The sequence below is a fragment of the Bacillus cereus group sp. BfR-BA-01383 genome, assembly GCF_022663495.1.
Classification (GTDB): Bacteria; Bacillota; Bacilli; order Bacillales; family Bacillaceae_G; genus Bacillus_A; species Bacillus_A cereus_AU.
Genome location: NZ_JAKUFP010000005.1, coordinates 12,776 through 32,876, shown reverse-complemented (window position 1 = coordinate 32,876; position 20,101 = coordinate 12,776). Strand labels below are relative to the sequence as shown.

Here is a 20,101-nt window from a genome sequence, read left to right as displayed (position 1 = left end):
AAGTGAAACTATAATTAGTGGGGAGTTTACGGATAGCAGGGCTCCCACCTAACCTCTTTGCTCCAGCCGAATTTTGAGGTGGGAGTTTTACTGCCTACAAATAGCGGGATAAAAGAAAAAAACTAAGGCGCATATTATTCCGCCTTAGTCTCTCATGCAAACTTCTCATTTTCATATACATGCGTAATTTTATATTCTTTCTTCACAACATATTGCCATACACTATAAGCGTAACGATTCATTTTCAAGAAACAATTTTCCAAAAACGAACGAAATTCTGGATTTGCAACTTCCACTGCAACTTGAGCAAACTTTAATGCTAATCGTTTTAAATGTGAAATATAACAAGTTGCAATTTGGATATCCCCTGTGTATTTACTATCCAATTCCTTTTCCATTTCAGAAAAAGGAAACGAAATTGGTTCACAAGTTACATGCTGTACATTCTCTCCTTCTTGAAAATTCACTTGTTCATTATAAGCTTGTAACATATATGGTAAGTGTTGCTGTATTAGCTCCTTTAATTCTTCGTCTCTTACTTGTCCTGTATACTCTCCTACCTTATATATAAGCATATAACTATATCTCATTAATTCTTTCATACATTCCATGAAAGTACCTCCCTTCTTTTTTGTTTATATGCTATAAATATGATGCTATAACATTCGCTATTCTTGCTAAAAACCAATCCCATTTACTAATTTTCTCAAAATCTTCTTCAGAAAATCTTTTTGATTTATGAAAGTCTTCTTTTAATCGACTCCATACATCAGCAACAACTGTTTTGTCATATATGACACAGTTAGATTCACAATTCAAATAAAAACTTCTATTATCAAAATTCGCTGTACCTATATCAACAATTTCTCCATCAATAATCGTTACCTTCCCGTGAAAAAAGCCATTCCGATATTGATAAATCTCTGTTCCCGCATGTAACATATCTTTCAAATACGGATATGCAGCTTGTTTTAACAATACGGCATCACTTTTAAATGGTACGAGAATTTTCACATTGACACCACGATGTAATGCATCTTTTAACTCTTTCATCATTTCTTTACTTGGTACAAAATATGGCGTAGCAATAATTAATGACCTTTTAGCCTGCTTTAAAAGCGCTCCATATTTTTCCCATAAACCTTTTCCATCTGAAAATAAATATTGGTATTTTACATTCCCTATTGCGGGTAAACTTTTATGTACAGACATTTTTTCTCCCGTATCTTCTTTCCAGTCATCAGCAAATTTTCTTTCCATATCATTTGCACCATTCCCATTTATGCGAACATGATAATCACGCCACGGACCAAATTTCGGATCTTGTCCAAGGTACTCCTTTCCAATATTAAAGCCACCAACGTATGATACTTTTCCATCTATCGTGACAATGCGTCTATGATTTCGTTGATGCAAAGTATAAAATACATTTTTCAATTTAGGTTTTTTACTAAATGTAAACTTGACACCGTTACTCTTTAATTGGCTAATTATCTTTTTCTTCAGTTTATATCCACCTATACGATCGACTGACAACTTCACCTCTACTCCGCTAAATGCTTTTTTCTCGAGTAACTGTAAAAACTCTTGGCTTATTTCATCTTTTCCTACAATATAAAAATGGATATATACATACTTTTCTGCATTATTTATATCATCGAATAATTTCCTATATAACTCTTGACCGTTCGTATATAACTGAAATTCGCCTAATCGAACCTGTTCCAATTCATATTCACTAGCCATTTTTTTCCCCATTTCCACATCGATGCTCATCCAAATAAATACACCTATTAAACAAAGGATTACAACGAAAAAGTGCTTCATGGATAATTTCCTTTCTCCACTTACTGTTATTCCTATATCTTCCCTTTTTTAATACTTTATCATTCAAGAAAATATGTCATTACATGATATATGTCCATATCAAACAATAGCCCATTTGCATATTGTATGTTGTATCTTAAAATAAAAGGAGGAAATAACAATGGGCTTCGCACATGGTAATGGATTCGCGCTATTAGTCGTATTATTTATCCTCTTAATTATCGTTGGTGCTGCTTGCTTCTGCTAAGTAGTTATTGTCATACGATATGTGGATGAAAAAACTATAAAAGCGGCCACCTATTTTTAGGTGGCCGCTTTTCATATTAAAACCATTTCTGTATGTTATGGTAACCTTAACGGTTAAGTATTCATCTCAAAAAGTTAGCAATGTAGCTACTTTTTTGCTCTCCGCCTTACGAATATGACGTTGTTCTGCACGTAACACAGCAATGCGATGTAATTCTTTCTCTTCTTCTGTTTCAGGGATAACACGTGGCACAGGAACTGGATTATTTTCCTTACTAAGTGCAACAAAAGTAACAAATGAAGTTGCCGCTACACGTTTTTCACCTGAAATTAAATCTTCCGCTACTACTTTCACAAATATCTCCATAGAAGTTCTTCCCGTCCAAATGACGAAAGATTCATAACTAACACAATCTGAAGAACGAACTGGGTGTAAGAAATCGACCCAATCCATAGACGCTGTGACACATTCCATTCTCGAGTGTCTCGTTGCTGAAATCGAAGCAACCATATCCATCTCCGCTAATATTTTTCCACCAAATAGCGTGTTATGATCATTTAAATCCGTTGGAAATACTCGGCTCGTTTTAAACACTCTTGACTCATTAGCTGTTTTCCCCTTTACTTCAGTCATTGATATCACCCCTTTGATTATTTATCCCTATTACTTTAATAATTACTATACAAATTGAACTACACGTTTAATATTAACAACATTCGGAACTTTTAGTCCATAAAAAAGAACCGATTTTATCAATCGGCTCCTCTAAATACATATTGTTCTTTCGGCGGTTCAACTTTATTCCATTTCGTTACTTCTAACACTGGAATATTCGCATGAAACGGCTGATAAAATTCAGTTGAAATTTCTCCTTCCACCTGAATCCAATCATCATTTTTCCACTCTACACCTTCTGGTTTTTTCACTAACATACCATATACACCCGAATCCGCTACACAATGAATAATACCGAAACGGAATAAGAAGTATTGTTCTTTCTTAGAGGAATCATCACGGAAAACAAACCCTTTATACGATAATTTCTTCCCAGTAAACTCACCAGGATAATTATAAATTGTCTCCATACCTTTTAAGAAATCTTCATCTTTTAAAGCAATATTATCTTTCGTAACAAACTCTTTCTTTCCTTTTTCCATTACACCACGATAGCCTTCTTTTCCGTAATAAATACTCGTATCAGGTCTTAAAAATTGCCTTGTCATAAATGGATCTTTACTTTCTGCCTGTGCAACAGGAAAATGAAATCCCTTCGCTTTAACAATATCCGAATCTAATGTTGCAATCGGGAAAAATAACCCTGAAATAATTGGAAAACAGAACAATGTGTACGAAAATGCTTTTTTCCACCATGTATTTTCATCTTTTGAATGATCATGCCCACAATGGCTATGATCACAACTACAATCATGTTTCTCTTTTTCCTTTCGATGCTCTTTTTGGAAAACGATAATAATTTGTACAATCGTTAAGAAACCTAAAATAATAGCTGCAGTTTTTGATAAATAGGCATACTTCATATTGATATATTTCGTAATATTACCGGAAATATGAAGCTGCGCAATTAAAATTGTAAAACCTAATAATATATATGCTCGAAACATAACCTACCACCCCATCGCATAAATGAGTAGTGAGCTTGCATAAACAACAAGTGTAACTGTAACTATAACAACAATTACAAACTTTGTTTTAAATGTCGCAAGCATCATAAACATATTTTTAATATCCACCATCGGCCCATATACGAGGAACGCGACAAGTGATGCTGTTGAAAATGTACTTTGGAATGACGAAGCAATAAATGCATCTGCTTCTGAACAAAGTGATAAAATGAAAGCAAGTCCCATCATAACAGCTGATGAAGAAAACGGCCCTTGTCCAATTGCAAGAAGTGTTGAAGTTTGTACGAACGTTTGAACTGCGGCAGCAATTAACGCTCCTAATACTAAATATTTCCCCATTGAGAAAAATTCCTCAACAGCGTGTGTACATACATCCCACATTTTTTTACGTAATGGACGTTTATGGTTCACTTCTGGGAAGTGATCATCTCTTAATTGATGTTCTTTAAACATAAATGATAATATAATTCCAACGATAATTGCTACAATAATCGCTACAATAGAACGATACCATACCATATGCATACTACTTCCAAAGGCAACATATGTTGCAAATAATACAACTGGATTAATAATCGGTCCAGTTAACATAAATGCAATTCCTGCATATGGCGGAACACCTTTTCCGATTAATCGTCTTACAATCGGAACAATTCCACATTCACAGCCTGGAAACATCATTCCTAAAAAAGTAGCTAATAAAACAGACAGAAATCGGTTCTTCGGCATCCATTTTGCCACCATATCTTCTGTCACGAACATTTGAATGAATCCTGAAATAAATACACCAATTAGCACAAACGGAAGTGCCTCGATTAATATGGAGATAAAGATTGTATTCATTTGCAGGAATGCTTTCGGTAATTGAAACAATTCCATGATGTATTTCCTCCAACTTTTCATTAACAATATGTAATTTTAACCCCATTTTATTATTTGAACAAGACTTATATGGAATTCATAGCCATAATACACATTACATTTTACAATTTATATTCTATTTCAAAACTGAGATTTTATAACAAAGAAAGCTGCTCTAGCATAGTTTTATGACTTTGCTAGAGCAGCTTTCTTATCTTTAAAAGTAACGTTTCTTCCAAAAAACAAATGCTAATGTGAGAGATAGTGTTACACATATTATGAGTACAATGACAAAACCATGGGCTTCACCTTCAAATGGAACCTTTACATTCATTCCGAAGAAACTAGAAACCATCGTTGGTAATGATAAAATGATTGTAATAGACGTTAACAGTTTCATAACACTATTTAAATTATTTGATATAACGGAGCTAAAAGTATTCATCATTCCACTTAAAATGTGACTATATATTTCCGCCATTTCAATAGCCTGCTTATTTTCAATTAATACATCTTCTAATAAATCTTGATCGTCTTCATACATTTTTAAAAATGTACTGTTACGCATTAATTTTTGAATTACAATTTTATTTGCCTTTAATGATGTTGTAAAGTAAACTAAACTTTTTTCAAGGCCTAACAATGTGAAAATTTCTTTATTTTTCATCGATTTATTTAATTGGTGCTCTAAATCGATTGTTTTTCGATTAATTTGCTTTAAGTATCTTAAATAATAAGTAGAAATTGTATATAAGAGCTGAAGTGCAAAGCGTGTCTTTTTAAACGTATAAAATTCTTTAATACGTTGGTTAATAAAACGTTCAAAAATTGGATTTTCTTCTAAGCAAATTGTAACAAAACAATCTGGCATTACAATCATACCTATTGGAATCGTGTCGTAAATCGAATTTCCTTCTTCATCATGTCTAACTGTCGGAATATCCACGATAATTAAAGTATTACTGTCTTCCTTTTCAATACGAGAGCGTTCTTCATCATCCAAAGGGTCTTTAATGAAATCTAAGTCTACATTTAAAGTTTGTACTAGATATTGAATTTCTTCTTCCGTTGGATGAAGTACATTAATCCAGCAACCCTTTTGCATTTCCTCAATCTCTTGTAGTTTTCCGTTTCGGTCTGTTAAATACATATTTAACATACTATCACCCCGATTCTTTTTACATGTGGGAATCTACCTCACTTAAACAACAGTTTTTGAACCGCCATGTTCAGCATATGAAACATACGTTTAAATTTCAATAGAAAAATTATTTTGAAAACGTTTTTATAAGAAAAAATATTATAAACATAGAAAAAGACAGAGTGTTCTCTGCCTTAAAAAGCTTATGTTGCCTTTATAACATATTTAGAAAGCATCCACAAGTTAAAGCCAACTGAAATCGTATAGCCAGCGTATGTTGAAATGATAAAACTTACATAATCAAAATATGGAAGCAGTACAATATTTAAAACTACCTTCACAATAATTCCAATTACTAACCCTAATACTGTTTTTTGCTGTTGATTTATTCCTTGTAGCATTGCTGCCGTTACTGTAAAGAGAGAGAAAAGTATACAAGCAGGAGCATAATACTGTAAAATGATTCTCCCCATCTCCGGATCATTTCCGGCACCAAATAAAAGAGTATATACTGGCTTTGCTAACAACATCATCCCAATTGCCGCTGGTACCGTAATCCCTACTACTAATACATTTGTCCTCGTAAAATGTTTATACAATAGCTTCGTATTTCCAGCTGTATAAGCTTTCGTCATCTCCGGTACGAGAGACATACTAAAAGCAGTCGCAACAGAAACTGGAATGAGCACAACCATTTGAACTAAGCCGATAATCGCATTAATCTTTTCTGCTTCTCCTTGCATATATCCGACTTGTATTAGTAGTTTATTAATTGTAAATGTATCAATCGTCTGATACAACGGAATCGCTAAACCGACTACAACAAACGGTATTGAATATGTAAAGAGCTCCTTATACAACGAGAAAAATGATTTCGTTGTTTGTGGTATACTTGCTATCTCTTTTTTCTTTAAGTGTCTTCTTCTTTTTATATAATACACACTTAATACACTTAACCCGCCTATAGCGCCCATAAATGCACCAAACGTGGAAATACCAACTGCTAATGAAACAGAAGCTTTTAAAACATATAAAACGACAAAGCTTCCTATCAAAATGGTTAAGACCCGAAAAAATTGCTCTACAACTACACTGAGCGCAGAAGGTCCCATCGATTGAAATCCTTGAAAGAATCCCCTTAATAAGCTCATTACTGGTACAAGTATTAATGCAAAACTTACAATTTGAATGTTATGAGTTACAGCCGTTACACTATTCCCTGTTTGATCATTTCCATCAATCACAAGTTCAGCTAAATGTGGAGCTAACAAATAAAGTGTAAAACATGAGATAACTCCCATTAAAAGCATAAAAACAATACCACTCTTTAGCACTCTTTTAACCGTATGATAGTCATTCAGTTGATCATATTTTGATACCATCTTTGAAACAGCGAGTGGTAATCCCATCGTTGCAATACTGAGCATAATCGTATATGGACGGTATGCATATGTGTATAACACGTATCCACTCGTACCGACCATAGCTGTAAATGGTATAACATATATAAACCCTAACATTTTAGATATCATCGTTGCCATCGTTAAAAATATCGTTCCACGTATAAACGGCGATCCTTTCATCACATTCCCCCGCTACGTCTTATTATTACACATTATGGACAACTCTCTTTTTTTAGAACCGAAACAAATTAAAAAAGCCAATGAATCATCATTGACTTTAACGTGTTGTTTTTTTCTTTTTCAAATACTTTAAACCGAAATATAGAGCAACAAAGAGAACTGCTCCTATTATTATGTAATGTGTGTAATCTGATGCATACTCTTTAATATGTCTCCAATTCCCGCCAAGCTTTTCACCTAAGTAAATAAATAGTATTGACCATGGAATAATCGCAACCACTGTATACAGTGTAAATAGTCTTAACGGCATTTTAGCTAATCCCGCTGGAATAGAGATGGCATGACGTACAACTGGGATAAAACGTGCCGAAAATATTACTCCCGCTCCGTAACGCTTAAACCAATTTTCTGCTATGTCTAAATGATGTTTATTAATAAGCAGATATTTTCCATACTTCTCGACAACCGGACGTCCTCCGTAGTATCCAAGCCAATATAAAAAGATTTGAGCTAAAGTACCACCGATTGTTCCGGCAATAACTGCACCGACGAAGCTAATTTTACCATTTGCTACTAAAAAGCCTGCATATGAAAGAACAATTTCACTCGGGATAATTTCAATCATTAAACCTAGTGCTACTCCAAAGTATCCTAGACTTGCAAAGAATTGTAATAACTGATCTATTATGTTTGCTAACATTTTCTTTTCTATCTCCTTTTTTCTTCACATATCATCCCATTATCACATAAAGGTTGCAATCTGCCAATATCTTCATTAAAACAATATGTATAGCAACACTAATCTATTAGTTTTTCTTTCTGTGGATCTTTCATGTAGGCAAACATTTCTTTAATTTGCTCTTCAGTATTTCTAGCAATTGATAAATCTGGCAATTCATCCTCACCAAAAAACTCTATTTCTTCTGTTTCAATACTAGTTTTCTTTTCTCCACCTACAATCTCACATCCAATGAAAATCTTATATACATGTGTTGCTGAAGGTGATGGTTGATGTTTTTCTTTATCGAATATAGCTAATAACTTAAAATGAGCTACTTTATATCCTGTCTCTTCTAAAACCTCTTTCGCTGCGACTTCGGTTGGAGTATGACCAATATCAGCCCATCCACCTGGCAATGCCCATTTCCCATCACTTTTTTCTTTCACAAATAATAGTTTTTCATTTTGAAAAATTACTGCTCGTATATCCACTTTTGGTGTTTGATAGCCTGTCTCACTTGCAAATAATTTTTCCACTACTTCCCAATCTGTTTTTGTGTAATGTGACATCATAGAAGTTGAAATATCTCTTAATTGTTGGAAACGCTCTATATCATACACATCCTTGGAATACGTTAACCCCGCCTGGGCTATAGATTGTATTTGCTTTACCCAATCAATCCATTTAATCGTCATCTCTACACAACCCCATTCTCTATTATATTCATACTATTTCACTTTTTATCGATACTTCTTTATTATACAAAAAAGAGATTGATAATGTTTCAATCTCTTCAAAATTAATCCAATTCATGTAAGTGGTCTTGTATATACTTCCTTTTTTTATTTATATATTCACAAATCATATCAGCCTCTTGGTCAAATGTTTCGATTTTTTCTTTCATATATGGATCTTGTATTAAATATGGACGAATCGATTCACACATTTCTTCTACTTTCGGCCTCATAAAAGAAATTGTAAATTTCTCTTCTAATATTTCTTCTAAAATACTTCGATATTGTTTTCGAATTACAGGTATATCTAACAATCTTGCACTTAACGTGTTGTATCCTTGAATACGAATATACTCATGATTAAGTGGTCTTCCTTGTACATCGCGCCCCCAAGTCGCATCATAATCCCACGGTATGACTTCAAATAAATTTGTTTCATCGTTATGATATAGTGCATAGTTATGAACAAAACCGTCAAAATTTTGTGTAAAAATAACTCCAGCTAACCACCGTAAATATTTATCTACATTTAGAAACTTCCCAATTTCTTTTTCATAATCTTCCCTCGACAAAGTATTCGCTTGAAATACAAATTCACTCAGTTGTTCTTCACTATTTTCATTCGAATATTTAAATTCATACCCTGCAAAGAGCTCTGTCTTAACATCTTTATCTCGCTCACTCATTAAAGAAAAGTTCGCATCATCATCGATCGCATAATAAATAGAACCACTCGGGAATCCTCTACTTTTTAAAAAGTTTTCATCAACTGATTCTAACTGTAAATATACCCCTTGAGTTTGACCATTAATTTTTATAAATACATGTTGTGACTTTGGTGAAAGTACACCAATATCATGAAAGAAATCTAGAGATAATTTATTTCGTATGAGAGACGGATCCATAAACTCAGAATTTAAATGAAATTCTTTCGCACCTTGAAATTTTTTCGGTTTATAAAACATAACATGATAAGATTTTTTCTCAAATTCACGAATATGAGCACCACGGTAGACAATATCAATGTCATACTTCTTTTTTCCATAAGTTAATTTTGCTGGCACTGGACTATCTGACCAAATGTCTTTTTTCAATTCCACTAAGTACATTGGATGAACAAAAAAATCATATGAAGGCAGCATGTTTTCTCATCCCTTCTCAGTTCTCTTCATTCAATGTATGCACCACGCCTTGTCCATACATCCGCTTTCATCCATTTATATAAAATTACACTCTTGTCCTGTTCAGAAAGAAACCGTATCTCATATCATGTTAAGGAAAAAGAATACCTTTTCAATTTAATACACGATAAGGAGGATTTCTATGAAACGTGATATTAGAAAAGCTGTTGAAGAAATCAAAAGTGCAGGGATGGAGGATTTCTTATATCAAGATCCAAGTAATTTTGAGTGCGATGATGATAAATTCTCTCATCATCGATGTACAACAGGGCGTAAATGTACAACAGGGCGTAAATGTACAACAGGGAATAAATGTAAAACAGGGAATAAATGTACAACAGGGAATAAATGTACAACAGGGAATAAATGTACAAGAACAAGATGTACTCGCGTGAAGCATTGTACTTTCGTTACAAAACGTAATCGCGTGAAAAAATGTACTTTCGTTACAAAATGCGTGCGCTTTGAAAAGAAATGTTTCTGGACAAAACGATGTTTCTGTAAAAAATGTGTATTTTCCCCTCATAGCCATCATGGTTCTTGTGATGATTCGTGGGATCATGGTAAAGACTGTCACGATGACGGGCACAAATGGAATGATTGCAAAGATTGCAGACATAAGTCCTCTTCTTGCAAAAACAAGAAATTCGATCACTTCTGGTATAAAAAACGTAATCGCTAGTTTTTTATGCCCACAAAAAAAGGCCGTTTTGCGGCCTTTTTTACTTTTCCTGAAAATGACTTATATCTGCAAATTGTTTTACTTCACCACAATCGTCATCAAACTCAATTACACTAAGACTAGCGCTGTGCATGAATGGATCGTCCCATACATTTGCAATTTCAATACCCGCAAAATGTCCTACAAGTAATTTCGCCGCTGCCGCATGAGAAACAATTAATATATTTTCTCCTTTATGCTTTTCTAATAGAAGCTGTATCCCTTTAATAACTCTTTTATAAACAGACCCAAAATTTTCTCCTGATGTTGACTGAAAAAGATGTGGCTCATTCCAAAATAAATGTACTTCTTCTGGATATTGCTTTTCTATATCCGCGATTGTTTGTCCTTCCCATATACCCATATTAATTTCATAGAAGTGCTCATCCGCTATAATAGGTATATTACGTTCACCTTTTATTAACTCCGCAGTATGAAGGGTCCTTTCACTCGGACTACTATAGATCGCATGAATCGATAAATCTTTCATTCGATCCCCTAATTGTTTCGCTTGTAACATACCATTTTCAGTTAAAGCTGAATTTTTCCGTCCTTGCATTCGTTTCGCTACATTCCATTCCGTTTCACCATGCCTTGTTACATATATAGTTGTTTTCATTTCTTATTCCCCCTCACCATTTTGGTCGTAATTCCCACGGTTCTACTCTCCCTACAATCCATTCCGCTCGTTTACTTTCAATCCCTTTTATAACCCCATCCGCTATCTCTTCATTGGTAAGCCATCTTCCGTATGTATCTTCTAAAATAAAACCTAATATAATTCTGTGATAACTACATTGTGTACCACCTATTTTTGATGCCGTCATACGCGATGCTTTACTGCCCAAAATATGAAATAAACTATATGTTTCAGACGACAAATCTAGTTCTTTACAGATGTTTGATAGCGCATGCTTTGCACTCGAGTGTACCCATGCGACAACTAATGTTATTGGGCCATTTTTCTCAATCGTACTTTTAATAGCTAACTTTATATCGTCATCATTATGATAATCTAACGAAAGGCATGTAATATTTTCTGGTGCAGAACTCATTCGCTTAACACTTTCTAATTTCACTTCATCTCGTCCAATAATAGATACATGAAACCCTTGATCACAAAGCCACATAGAAACTTTCTTTAACATCCCTGTTCCACCAATTACAAGTGCATGCAAATGTTCTATCCCTCCTTAGTAAAATGTCATATGAGGTTTCTCATCCTTATAATAATTTAGACGGTCTTGTAACGTCCCTGAATGAAACTCAAACTTGTGACCATCAGGATCAACAAAATATATAGACTCACAATCTCTTACATCCCGTTCTCTTCCTTGTAAAATATGAACATCATGTTCTTCTAACCGCTGTAGTAAGCGTTCAAAGTCTTCTTGTTCAACAGAAAATGCAATATGTGTATAAGATCGGTGAATTTCATTTCTCGGAATATGCGCCTCTTCATTAAGTGCTATCCATATCCCGCATATATTAAAATATGCAAGTTTTCTCCCTTTAGCCAATAATTTTCCTTCTAGTACTTTTTCGTAAAACATAATAGATTTTTTTAAATCGGAAACTGAAAAGCAAAGATGATTGATTCCCTTTAACAACTATAGCCCCCCCTTATACAAATAAAAGATGAGCGAAAATTCACTCATCTTTTATTATACTATTTCTTTGTAATATATGCCCATTTATAACTGAAGTCTCCACCAAACGTATGGTTAGCAATACCTTTTACATACGGCTTCTCTAAATACGCTGTACTTTGCTGATACGCAGGTGAGATTGCAGCGTCTTGACCAATTAAGATTTTTTCTGCTTCTGCAAGTGCTTTCCAGCGTGCCGCGTCATCTTTTAGTAGTTCTCCTTTTGATTTCGCTACTAAATCATCATACTTCGGATTAGAATAAGCCATTTCATTAAATGAGCTTCCAGTAACGAACATATCAATGTACGTCATTGGATCTGGATAGTCTGGGCCCCATGCAGATAACGAGAATTCATATTGTAACTTCTTCTCTAAATCTAGTTTTTGTTTGTATGGTTGTTGCTTTAAATTCACCTTTATGCCCGGTAAATTTTTCTCTAACTCTTCTTTAATAAAGTCGCCTACTTTTTTACGGCTACCGTTATCATCATTTAGGAATTCCACTGTTATTGTATCTTGACCAAGTTCTTTCTTCGCTTCTTCCCATAATTTTTTTGCTTTCGCTACATTATCTTTACTGTCACGGAAATTTTTATTTACGGAACGGAAGTCTTTTCCATCTGGTCCTGACGTAAACTTTTCAGGTACTAAGAAATACGCTGGCAATGAGCCGTCATTTAAAATAACATCAGCGATTCCCTTTTTATCATACGCCAAATCAATTGCTTCACGAACTTTTTGGTTTTTAAATGTTGCATTTTGTTGATTAAAGCGTAAGAAATACATACGTGGATCTAGCTTCGTTTTAAATTCATCTGGCTTACTCTTTTTATATTTGTCAACAAATTCAGAACTTAGAATAACTCGATCTGCTTGATCACTATCGTATAGATTTACTCCTGTGCTCGTTTCCTTCACAATACTTACATTAATTTCTTCTAACTTTACAGTATCTTTATCCCAATAATTAGGATTTTTCTTTAATTGATAACTTTGCTCATGTTTCCATTCACTCATTGTAAATGGTCCATTGTACAATAATTTATCTGCCTCTAATGCGTATTTATCCCCCTGTTCTTTCACATATTTTTCATTTAAAGGGAAAAATGTTGGGAATGAAGTAAGTTCAAGGAAATATGGTGCTGGTTGTTCTAATTCTACTACTAACGTTTTATCATCCTTTGCTTTAACCCCTAATTGATCTAACGGTAATTCTCCTTTATTTACTTTCTGTGCATTTTTCACATCAAATAAAATAAATGCATACTCAGCGGCTGTTTCTTTATCTAAAGCTCGCTGCCAAGCATATACAAAATCTTGTGCTCGAACTGGATCGCCATTAGACCACTTTGCATCTCGTAATTCAAATGTATATGTTGTTTTATTTTCACTAATCTTCACATCTTTTGCCATACCTGGTGTTGGCTTATTATCCTTATCTAAACGATATAACCCTTCCATTGCATTTACAAAGGCACGGAATGATACAGAGTCTGTTGATTTTGATGTATCCATTGAAGGAATTTCTGCTGTTTCTAGTAAGTTTAAAACTTGCTTATCTGCTACTCCCTTACTTGCTTCTTTCTTCGTTGTAGATGCCTTCTCCCCATTTCCGCAACCTGCAACTAATACACTTGTCGATAATGCAACTGCAGCAATTGTTGTTACCTTTCTCTTCATTCTTCCTTCCCCCAATCTATATGTATAAATGAAAGCCTGTATAATATACATATTATACAAAAGATTCTGATTATTTTAAATATTTATTTTTATAAACTAAAAAGAAGGGGATAGAAATTGCTTTCCATCCCCTTCTTTTTTAGTGCATTTACTTGTAATCCATCCTCTAAATCAAACGGATTTTGAACCTTGAATATTTCTTCCATCATCTTCAAAAACTCTTCTTCATTTTTAGATTCACCATTAACCGTAAGGGAGTATGGTTCAATTTCACTCAATTTATAATCAACAATAAATTGAATTGTAACTTTTTGTCTTGGCATCCCTGGGCTGTATCCTTGAAATTCTACTAAATCCATGCCTTCCGATCCGCGATAATATATCCACCCTGAATTTTGAAAATAGTTTTCAAACGATTCACCAATCGAAAAGAACGGATATTCATAAAGCGAACTTGTACGTACTTTTTGTATAATATCTCGATCAGTCGGAAAAAAGAAATGACTGAAAAAAATACTAGCAACTGCTAAAATAGTAACGATTGTCGCTCCCATTCTACTTGTTCCGCCACTATCACGAATGAGATAATTTTCAACCGATTCATCTTTAATTCCCCGTGCTTTTATTCTATATATACGCCTTTCTGCAAATTGATAATATAATCCATTCGCAAAAATCCCCATCCCAAATAGTATAAAAACGAGTAATAAAAACGTGAGAGGCACTATATTAATGATTGGCAATGCTACGTTGAACCCCATATAATAAGAAAATGCATCACATGCTACTAATAACAGTATAAATAAAGCAGCAGGTAAATAATACTTACGATACCCTAGCCAACCTACATTGAAAATAGTAGCCCATCCATTCCAACTCCACCTAGCAATTCGCTTATTCTCAAGATCCCATTTTCTTTTGTAGTATGGATATTGTCTCCCTACATATACTTCTAATTCTTTATCTATTAGCGAGCTTTCTTCACCTTGTTCATTGTGCAAGTTTCGTTGACAATTTGCACAATTCAACTGATTACTTACGCAAGGTTGCCCACAATTTATACATCCCAAAACAATCCCTCTTTCCTTCCACACTTCATTTCAAAATACCTTCGTGTTTTAACAACCACTCTTTCCTCCATAAACCACCCGCATATCCTACAAGCTTTCCACTCTTTCCTATTATGCGGTGACACGGAACAATAATTGAAATGGGATTACGACTATTTGCTCCTCCTATCGCTCGTACAGCTTTCGTATTTCCAACCTTCTCTGCAATATCTAGATATGAAGCACTTACGCCGTACGGAATAGTATAGAGCGCATCCCATACATTTTTTTGAAATGATGTTCCCTCAGCAGACAGCGGGATTGTAAACTCTTTTCTTTTTCCTTTAAAATATTCATCTAACTCATTTATACATTGTTCTATCATTTCATTTGTATTTTCTTCTTGTCGCTCATCAACAAATATAACAGACGTAATTCCTTCTTGATTCGCTGTAATTTCCAGCAAACCTAGTTCACTTTCATAATAAGCCTGGTACATATGTTATCCTCCCATCCAGTTCATATTAGTCATTGTAACACGAATAGACAAAATTTTTCGTATAGGCGTTTTATTAGTAAAGCAAAAAAGTGAATGATACAATGTAAGAAAATTCGGTTCTGGTGCAAAAAGATGATAAATAAAAAAGAATCAAGGATTCCTAACGGAATCACCTGTTAAGCAGTTAATCCAAACAGCTGGTTGATAAAAATATTTTGATTTTTGACAGACTGGTCCTGCAAATCAATTTGTTTTTTTGACCATATGCATGGCTTCAACACCACTCAATATAGAGGCTGATGTTTTGTATGATGTAAATCCCAACATAGAGCGTATACGTTTTTTAATAAAACGATGATCTTGTTCTACTATGTTATTTAAATATTTTATCCTTCGGATTTTGGTGCCTGTTGGTATCCTTTTTTCTTTCTTCAACTGTTCGATAGCAATTGGATAAACAGGGTTCTTATCAACCGTGATGATACGAGGTTTTGAGACATGAAAAGACCGCAAGGCTTTCTTGAAGAATCGCTTTGCAGCCTTATGATTTCTAGATTTACTCAAATAAAAGTCAATCGTATTTCCTTCAGAATCAACAGCACGATATAAATACATCCATTGTCTTTTTACTTTTATATATGTTTCGTCCACTCTCCATGAGTTATTCGTTTGTTTGAGATGACGTCGAATTCGTTTATCAAACTCCGGTCCATATTGATGTACCCATCGCATAATAGTTGTATGAGCCAGGAATAACCCTCGTTCCTCCATCATTTCCACCAAATCACGAAAGCTTAAGTTGTACCGTAGGTACCAACGTACAGTTAACAAGATGATGTCTGGTTGATAATGTTTCCACTTAAATAAATTCTCCTTTTCTATACTGATCACACACCTTTTATAGAGTAGTACTATCAGTATTTCCAAGTTTGATAGACCATTTTCATCTACTTCAAAGTTTTTGCACCAGAACCGTTTAAGATGATATCGTACTTTCTCTTCTAATTGAGGTCCATATCGATGAACCCAGCGCATAATTGTTGTGTGAGCGATTGATAATCCTCGTTCTTCCATCATTTCCACCAGGTTACGAAAGCTCAAATTGTACCGCAGGTACCATCTTACTGTTAATAAGATCAGTTCAGGCTGATAATGTTTCCACTTGAATAGATTTTGCTCTTCCATACCAATCACATCCTTTTTGAAAGTACTAGTATCAGTATGTCCAAGTTTGATAGACATTTTTCATATACTTCAAAGTTTTTGCACCAGAACCCAACGAAACGACAAGCCTTTTGTAAACATTTATATGTAATTATAGACATAATAAATAATAAAAAGTTCAGCAATACATAATTGCTGAACTTTTTATTATTTATTTTTCCCTATTCTTCCTAAACTATCTTTAATAGTTGTTTCCCCAAGTTGAGTATATAACAAAGCTGTATCGGAGTCTAAGTCATTAAATAAGGATTGAATTAGTTGTCCATGATTAGTTATTACTAATTGGACGAACATGAGGTTTGATATAAATAATTGGATCATTCACATTATATTTACTATTTCTATTAAAATACAAATTTATTATCATTTCTCTTATCTACGGATAGGTATTGATTAATAAATTAAAAGCACCTAAAAAATTTTCCTTTGCAATATAAGCCATCGGAAAAGATTCCCTACGGTAATTTTTTAATTTTTTATAAGGGATTAGAGCTCTATAGCCCATTATCATTTCAAATTCGTCCTTTTCTAAACATCTTTTTCCAAATCTATAGATGTGCCTCCTGCCAAATCCAAATTGCAGTTCTATATTTAATATATTTATTTCACTCTTCCTTTATTGCAATCAGAAGTATTACAGAATTTACGATACAGGAAAGCCCACGCAGGACTTTAGTCCGTCTTTAGACGTGGGATGCAAGTATCGTTTTTGCGTAGCAAAACATGGTATACTTTATTCATAGTCATACAAAAGACTCTAAAACGACTGTTCTCTGAAAACAGAATACATATGAGGTTGGGGTAGCAAATTCTTCTACTCCATAAAATGTATTAAGTCGTCATGCAAAAGACGTAAAAACATTTGAGAACCAACAATCTGTACGGTATGGTCACAGTACCGTAGCCCACGAACCTATATGGTCTGTTGTGGGAGTGGTGATGGCACACCGCAATCTTGCACGTCAGCGATACCAGAAATGGACTTCGCCTTTGGTAGCAAGAATCCCATTGATATTAGTCAGCTGGCCCCTTTAGGGGGGAGTGTCAAATCCTAACTCTTCTAATGATACAAGGGAGATTTATCCTCTATAAACCTAATTCTTCTCCCCAAATTGAAACTTTTTCAAGATGATATGCTAATAATTCGCAACCAGAACGGTTATTGAATATTCTTCGTAACTGAGTATGCAGCCCCTTTTCTAATGTTCTCTGCAAATACGCCATTTTATAAAGATCAATTGGAGCTGTTTTAAATTCAATCCCATTCTTCTGCATTTGTTTTGTATATAAATTCACACAATGCGTGCGAATCTCTTCTGCATTGCTCTGCCAATCTTTTCTAAAGCCTAATAATATTTCGACTAAAACAACCATATCAAACCAGACGGGTCCGTATTTAATAGACTCCCAATCGATAAACTGAATATTCCATGGAGCATCTAGTGTCACATTATTACTACATATATTTTGCATATGAAGGTCTCCATGTGTTATAGATGAACCGTTTTCAAATAGTTCTGGAAAAAAATCCGGTCCCTTCTGACACAGTTTTATTAGCGATTTATGATAGGGTTTAATGGTCTCACTTACCCTATCGTCTTGCACTGCATCATCGAGAAAAGTAATCGTTCTTCCAATGTATTTAGATCGACCACTTCTCATTTTACTTGATTCATAAATGGGGAGCCATTCATTCCAAATATTTTTATATTTTTTCAAATTGTCTTCAAATGTGTGTGCGTGAAGTTTTGCAACAGTGGGGATAATATGTTCTAAATGTTTTGGGGAGAAAGTAATCTGGCCGCGTACTTGCTGGACAAACTCCATGAATATCCAGGTTTCAGTTCCTTTTTTTTCAATATAATATATTTGAGGAAGAAACTCTTTCAATATCGGATACGCTTTTTGATATACTTGAATCTCTACTTCATTTCTGTAGCTTGTTGAATTATATACTTTTAAAATAATGGGATAGTTTTTCATTTTTTTTCGAAGAAATAATTTGTAGATACTAGTTCTTGTTGTTGATTTCAGACATTCAATTTTAGCAGGATCTATTGCTACCCTTTCACCCATTGAATAAGAGATTTTATCTGAAATTCTAAACTTCTTTAAATAATAGGATAATTCTTTTGCTTCATACAATGATTTCATTCCTTCCATTTTCATTTTCGTTTCCATACATTCCTCAAATGCGACCATGCGCTTCTAATAAATGGCATCGGATCGTCCCACGCAAAAAGAGCGAACTCTTTTTTTCCTCGCAAGCCTTCATAAAAATCTTGCCATGTCATTTCAGCTCTTTTTTTCTTGTCACGGAACGTTAAATAATACCGCACAAGATAAATCCATTTGATACCGTCTCTTTGTTTAAGTCTTGGCGCTGGGTTTTGCTTGGTTAGATATAAATAATACATATAAGCAAAATCGATGCCTGCAGATTCTGTTAGGCTATGAGTTAACCAAAAACGGGGATTGATTTCAATAAACTTATAAACATCATCTCGCGGGTCCTTTTTAAACTCTGCCATGCCAATACCTTTAAGTTGTATTTTTTTAAAAAGAGGTAAACATACATCCACTAGTTCTGGAATCTGTTTACTAACAATATGAGCTCCTGTTCCAAAGTCAGCTGGAAATTGATGGTTCTTTTGCAAAGAAAATAATGCTAATAGCTCCATATTGTCGTCATAAAAAGTAGCCACTTTATAAAAATGCTGATTGTCTCCAGGAATGATTTCCTGAGCGATGAGCTTTCCATGCTGTCGGTACAATTCATACTCATTTCTTAGTTGATCTGGATTTTTTATAAATATAGCCTTTTTATTTATTTTTTTTCGAAACTTATGGCCCAAAGTCGGCTTTAATATACATGGAAAACCGAGGTTCAATATTGCTTCTTCTAACTGTCCTTTATGTTCAATCACATATGTTTTCGGGCATGGAATATTATGCTTCACAGCCAGTTCATACATTTTATGTTTATCTAGTATTGTTTCAATTAATGAATGCTCAGGAAACAAAAATAAATAGTAGTTAGACAGCTCCGCTCGATATTTTGAAATAAATACCACATAATCATCCGCACCCGTATACAAAACTGGTTTCAATTTTAATTCTTTAGCCAAGTGGATTAAAAAAGTTAATAATTCCTTTTCTTCCGATAACGGACTTGGACATACTCCGCATGAAGCAAGGCGTGATCTCCCTATCTTATAAGGCCCCTCTACATCAAACGCATAAACTTTAATTCCTTTTCTCGCTAAACTTCTAATAATTCCAACTCCATTGGCACTTAAGTCCAGTACAACTGCACTGTGTTCATGATACATAGAATCC

19 protein-coding genes and 4 pseudogenes are annotated in these 20,101 nt (G+C 34.2%); 2 read left to right on the top strand and 21 right to left on the bottom strand.

The features are described 5' to 3' along the window. Window positions 1-152 precede the first annotated feature (152 nt). Both MR065_RS06990 and cls read right to left on the bottom strand, forming a co-directional pair. Window positions 153-611, bottom strand: a complete 459-nt coding sequence (locus MR065_RS06990; protein WP_242213062.1) for a spore coat protein — start codon at window positions 609-611, stop codon at window positions 153-155. A gap of 31 nt (window positions 612-642) precedes the next feature. Then, the gene (cls, locus tag MR065_RS06985) at window positions 643-1,827 is read right to left on the bottom strand and encodes a cardiolipin synthase (RefSeq protein ID WP_242213061.1); all 1,185 of its coding nucleotides are present in this window, start codon (window positions 1,825-1,827) and stop codon (window positions 643-645) included. Between the two features lie 160 nt (window positions 1,828-1,987). Between cls and MR065_RS06980 the strand changes: the two genes are divergently transcribed. Next, window positions 1,988-2,074: a YjcZ family sporulation protein gene (locus MR065_RS06980; protein ID WP_000505094.1), complete on the top strand. Its 87-nt coding sequence runs from the start codon at window positions 1,988-1,990 to the stop codon at window positions 2,072-2,074. A gap of 126 nt (window positions 2,075-2,200) precedes the next feature. Here MR065_RS06980 and MR065_RS06975 read toward each other — a convergent pair whose 3' ends face one another. The 8 genes from MR065_RS06975 to cotH form a co-directional block, all read right to left on the bottom strand. After that, entirely contained in the window at window positions 2,201-2,707 is a 507-nt protein-coding gene (locus MR065_RS06975) for an acyl-CoA thioesterase (RefSeq protein ID WP_000141174.1), read from the bottom strand. A 119-nt stretch (window positions 2,708-2,826) separates the two neighbouring features. Next, the gene (locus MR065_RS06970) at window positions 2,827-3,696 is read right to left on the bottom strand and encodes a TIGR03943 family putative permease subunit (RefSeq protein ID WP_242213060.1); all 870 of its coding nucleotides are present in this window, start codon (window positions 3,694-3,696) and stop codon (window positions 2,827-2,829) included. A gap of 3 nt (window positions 3,697-3,699) precedes the next feature. Next, window positions 3,700-4,596 (bottom strand): permease, encoded by an 897-nt coding sequence (locus MR065_RS06965; protein ID WP_242213059.1) that lies wholly within the window; start codon window positions 4,594-4,596, stop codon window positions 3,700-3,702. 199 nt (window positions 4,597-4,795) lie between these two features. Beyond that, window positions 4,796-5,737 carry a magnesium transporter CorA family protein gene (locus MR065_RS06960; protein ID WP_088230507.1) on the bottom strand — a complete coding sequence of 314 codons (942 nt, stop codon included), beginning with the start codon at window positions 5,735-5,737 and terminating at the stop codon, window positions 4,796-4,798. Between the two features lie 185 nt (window positions 5,738-5,922). Beyond that, a complete protein-coding gene (locus tag MR065_RS06955) occupies window positions 5,923-7,302 on the bottom strand; it encodes a putative polysaccharide biosynthesis protein (protein ID WP_242213058.1) in 1,380 nt (459 codons plus the stop codon). A 97-nt stretch (window positions 7,303-7,399) separates the two neighbouring features. Then, window positions 7,400-8,002 carry an undecaprenyl phosphate transporter UptA gene (gene uptA / locus MR065_RS06950; protein ID WP_242213057.1) on the bottom strand — a complete coding sequence of 201 codons (603 nt, stop codon included), beginning with the start codon at window positions 8,000-8,002 and terminating at the stop codon, window positions 7,400-7,402. A gap of 98 nt (window positions 8,003-8,100) precedes the next feature. Continuing rightward, window positions 8,101-8,718 (bottom strand): NUDIX hydrolase N-terminal domain-containing protein, encoded by a 618-nt coding sequence (locus tag MR065_RS06945; RefSeq protein WP_242213056.1) that lies wholly within the window; start codon window positions 8,716-8,718, stop codon window positions 8,101-8,103. A 104-nt stretch (window positions 8,719-8,822) separates the two neighbouring features. Further along, window positions 8,823-9,899, bottom strand: coding sequence for a spore coat protein CotH (gene cotH / locus MR065_RS06940; RefSeq protein ID WP_242213055.1), 1,077 nt, complete (start codon window positions 9,897-9,899; stop codon window positions 8,823-8,825). Between the two features lie 181 nt (window positions 9,900-10,080). Between cotH and MR065_RS06935 the strand changes: the two genes are divergently transcribed. After that, window positions 10,081-10,620, top strand: a complete 540-nt coding sequence (locus MR065_RS06935; RefSeq protein ID WP_242213054.1) for a CotG/ExsB N-terminal domain-containing protein — start codon at window positions 10,081-10,083, stop codon at window positions 10,618-10,620. A gap of 40 nt (window positions 10,621-10,660) precedes the next feature. Here the strand turns inward: MR065_RS06935 and MR065_RS06930 are convergent, their stop codons facing one another. From MR065_RS06930 to MR065_RS06880, 11 genes and pseudogenes are all read right to left on the bottom strand, one after another. Then, window positions 10,661-11,278, bottom strand: a complete 618-nt coding sequence (locus MR065_RS06930; protein ID WP_098768250.1) for a phosphoserine phosphatase 1 — start codon at window positions 11,276-11,278, stop codon at window positions 10,661-10,663. A gap of 13 nt (window positions 11,279-11,291) precedes the next feature. Next, window positions 11,292-11,837, bottom strand: coding sequence for a short-chain dehydrogenase (locus MR065_RS06925; protein WP_242213053.1), 546 nt, complete (start codon window positions 11,835-11,837; stop codon window positions 11,292-11,294). A 15-nt stretch (window positions 11,838-11,852) separates the two neighbouring features. Further along, window positions 11,853-12,269 (bottom strand): FosBx1 family fosfomycin resistance bacillithiol transferase, encoded by a 417-nt coding sequence (gene fosB / locus MR065_RS06920; RefSeq protein ID WP_242213052.1) that lies wholly within the window; start codon window positions 12,267-12,269, stop codon window positions 11,853-11,855. A 59-nt stretch (window positions 12,270-12,328) separates the two neighbouring features. Then, window positions 12,329-13,990: a peptide ABC transporter substrate-binding protein gene (locus MR065_RS06915; RefSeq protein ID WP_242213051.1), complete on the bottom strand. Its 1,662-nt coding sequence runs from the start codon at window positions 13,988-13,990 to the stop codon at window positions 12,329-12,331. 70 nt (window positions 13,991-14,060) lie between these two features. Then, window positions 14,061-15,060, bottom strand: a pseudogene (locus tag MR065_RS06910) (DUF2628 domain-containing protein). Window positions 15,061-15,085: 25 nt separating this feature from the next. Beyond that, window positions 15,086-15,538 carry a methylated-DNA--[protein]-cysteine S-methyltransferase gene (locus MR065_RS06905; RefSeq protein ID WP_097905880.1) on the bottom strand — a complete coding sequence of 151 codons (453 nt, stop codon included), beginning with the start codon at window positions 15,536-15,538 and terminating at the stop codon, window positions 15,086-15,088. A gap of 176 nt (window positions 15,539-15,714) precedes the next feature. Next, a pseudogene (locus MR065_RS06900) lies at window positions 15,715-16,420 on the bottom strand (IS6 family transposase). 90 nt (window positions 16,421-16,510) lie between these two features. After that, window positions 16,511-16,723, bottom strand: a pseudogene (locus MR065_RS06895) (IS6 family transposase); the annotation flags it as partial. Window positions 16,724-16,909: 186 nt separating this feature from the next. Continuing rightward, window positions 16,910-16,990, bottom strand: a pseudogene (locus MR065_RS06890) (tyrosine recombinase); the annotation flags it as partial. 858 nt (window positions 16,991-17,848) lie between these two features. Then, window positions 17,849-18,943, bottom strand: coding sequence for a phosphotransferase (locus MR065_RS06885; RefSeq protein ID WP_097906395.1), 1,095 nt, complete (start codon window positions 18,941-18,943; stop codon window positions 17,849-17,851). Next, entirely contained in the window at window positions 18,928-20,094 is a 1,167-nt protein-coding gene (locus tag MR065_RS06880; RefSeq protein ID WP_242213050.1) for a carboxylate--amine ligase, read from the bottom strand. The genes MR065_RS06885 and MR065_RS06880 overlap by 16 nt, the downstream gene beginning before the upstream one ends. Window positions 20,095-20,101 lie beyond the last annotated feature (7 nt).

Bases quoted from the DNA above. Each gene is read 5' to 3' on its own strand.
- MR065_RS06905 (WP_097905880.1), bottom strand. From the start codon at position 15,538: ATGTACCAGGCTTATTATGAAAGTGAACTAGGTTTGCTGGAAATTACA.
- MR065_RS06970 (WP_242213060.1), bottom strand. From the start codon at position 3,696: ATGTTTCGAGCATATATATTATTAGGTTTTACAATTTTAATTGCGCAG.
- MR065_RS06885 (WP_097906395.1), bottom strand. From the start codon at position 18,943: ATGGAAACGAAAATGAAAATGGAAGGAATGAAATCATTGTATGAAGCA.
- MR065_RS06960 (WP_088230507.1), bottom strand. From the start codon at position 5,737: ATGTTAAATATGTATTTAACAGACCGAAACGGAAAACTACAAGAGATT.
- cotH (WP_242213055.1), bottom strand. From the start codon at position 9,899: ATGCTGCCTTCATATGATTTTTTTGTTCATCCAATGTACTTAGTGGAA.
- MR065_RS06930 (WP_098768250.1), bottom strand. From the start codon at position 11,278: ATGAAAACAACTATATATGTAACAAGGCATGGTGAAACGGAATGGAAT.
- MR065_RS06990 (WP_242213062.1), bottom strand. From the start codon at position 611: ATGGAATGTATGAAAGAATTAATGAGATATAGTTATATGCTTATATAT.
- MR065_RS06955 (WP_242213058.1), bottom strand. From the start codon at position 7,302: ATGAAAGGATCGCCGTTTATACGTGGAACGATATTTTTAACGATGGCA.
- MR065_RS06980 (WP_000505094.1), top strand. From the start codon at position 1,988: ATGGGCTTCGCACATGGTAATGGATTCGCGCTATTAGTCGTATTATTT.
- uptA (WP_242213057.1), bottom strand. From the start codon at position 8,002: ATGTTAGCAAACATAATAGATCAGTTATTACAATTCTTTGCAAGTCTA.
- cls (WP_242213061.1), bottom strand. From the start codon at position 1,827: ATGAAGCACTTTTTCGTTGTAATCCTTTGTTTAATAGGTGTATTTATT.
- MR065_RS06880 (WP_242213050.1), bottom strand. From the start codon at position 20,094: ATGTATCATGAACACAGTGCAGTTGTACTGGACTTAAGTGCCAATGGA.
- MR065_RS06935 (WP_242213054.1), top strand. From the start codon at position 10,081: ATGAAACGTGATATTAGAAAAGCTGTTGAAGAAATCAAAAGTGCAGGG.
- MR065_RS06975 (WP_000141174.1), bottom strand. From the start codon at position 2,707: ATGACTGAAGTAAAGGGGAAAACAGCTAATGAGTCAAGAGTGTTTAAA.
- MR065_RS06965 (WP_242213059.1), bottom strand. From the start codon at position 4,596: ATGGAATTGTTTCAATTACCGAAAGCATTCCTGCAAATGAATACAATC.
- MR065_RS06945 (WP_242213056.1), bottom strand. From the start codon at position 8,718: ATGACGATTAAATGGATTGATTGGGTAAAGCAAATACAATCTATAGCC.
- MR065_RS06915 (WP_242213051.1), bottom strand. From the start codon at position 13,990: ATGAAGAGAAAGGTAACAACAATTGCTGCAGTTGCATTATCGACAAGT.